The organism is Bythopirellula sp. (genome assembly GCF_041737835.1).
GTDB lineage: Bacteria > Planctomycetota > Planctomycetia > Pirellulales > Lacipirellulaceae > Bythopirellula.
On the sequence record NZ_JBGSQY010000056.1, the window covers coordinates 1 to 1,638 of the forward strand.

General features: G+C 54.9%; 1 protein-coding gene. It reads left to right on the forward strand.

Features of this window, described 5'->3' with window-relative positions; translation table 11 throughout:
* Positions 1-46 precede the first annotated feature (46 nt).
* On the forward strand, positions 47-1,638 hold a 1,592-nt coding region (locus AC6T8Q_RS17580; protein WP_500680324.1), incomplete at its 3' end, for a pyruvate kinase.

Here is a 1,638-nt window from a genome sequence, read left to right on the forward strand (position 1 = left end):
AAGCGCGAAGAACCTGTTGCAATATCTGACACTTCGACAACAAGACTTGAGATCGCTACAGGAGGAGCTTTCTAACCGTGGCCTCTCTTCTTTGGGGCGTTGTGAAGCAAACGTGTACGCCACGTTGACGGCAGTCATTGAAATTCTCTGTCGACTGGTGGGGCACGAGCAACCGGAGAAACACGAGCTCACGGAAATTGATTTCGATCAAAGCCGTCAGCTTATCGACAGATCGACATCGGCAATGTTCGGGCCTCGGTCAGCCGTGGGTGGAGCACATATTATGGTGACCATGCCGAGCGAAGCCGCTGACGACCTCGGTCTGGTGTGTGACCTGGTCGCACAGGGGATGGATTGCATGCGTGTCAATTGTGCACACGACGATGCGTCTGTCTGGAAACGAATGGTCGACAACTTGCATCGTGCCAGTGATGAGCAAAATCGACATTGCAAAATCTTAATGGACCTCGGCGGACCCAAACTTAGGACTGGTGCAATCGAAGCTGGCCCCGAGGTGCTGAAGTGGCGTCCAAGACGCGACGCATTTGGGCGTGTGATTGCTCCGGCGAGGATTTGGTTTCGCGAAGAAGGCTCGACCGCGGTGTCTCCACTTCCCGTCGACGCATCAGTCCCCGTGATCGCGGAGTGGTTCCCTGTCGTTCAGCCCGGCGATGAGATTAGATATTCTGACGCACGCGGACGTTCGAGGCGTGTGCGAATCATTCAATGCAGACCGGAGGGATTTTTGGGCGAGGCCGATCGCACAAGCTACATCATCTGCGACACGCAATTGAAGCTCCACTCGTCGAAACAGAAGACACATTACAAGCCAGGGTACCCTGGAACGTTGCCTTCGATTGAACAGTACTTAGTGCTGCGTCGCGGTGATCGACTCTTACTGGGGAATGATTTCATGGTCGGCTCGCCAGCGAAGCACGATGAGCATGGCCAAATTGTTCACCCGGCAACGATCGGCTGCACGCTCCCGTCGGTGCTCCGTAACGTCAAAGTTGGGGAACGGGTTCTGTTTGACGATGGCAAGATAGCAGCCTGTATCCAGACCCTCGATGAAAATCACGTTGAACTGGAAATCACCAATGCGAGCCTCAGTGGAACGAAACTTCGAGCTGATAAGGGAATCAATCTGCCGGACTCAAAGTTGCAGCTTGGAGCTCTGACGGATAAGGATATCGAGGATCTTGCGATCGTCGTGCAACACGCTGACATGGTCGGCTACTCTTTCGTGCGTAGCGCAGAGGATGTCGAGCGACTTCAAAGCGAACTTGCGAGACTTGGACGCCCGGACATGCCGATTGTGCTTAAAATCGAAAACCGCCAGGCATTCGAGCATCTCCCATCGCTCTTGCTGGCCGCGATGCAAAGTCCTGCCAGCGGAGTGATGATCGCGCGTGGTGATCTTGCGGTGGAACTCGGATGGCAGCGTTTAGCGGAGGTGCAGGAAGAGATCTTGTGGATGTGTGAGGCTGCGCACATGCCGGTCATCTGGGCGACCCAGGTATTGGAAAGTTTGGCAAAATCCGGGATTCCTTCACGGGCCGAGATCACCGACGCCGCAATGAGCGTGCGTGCCGAATGCGTGATGCTCAACAAGGGCCCATACATACTTGAAGCCATGCG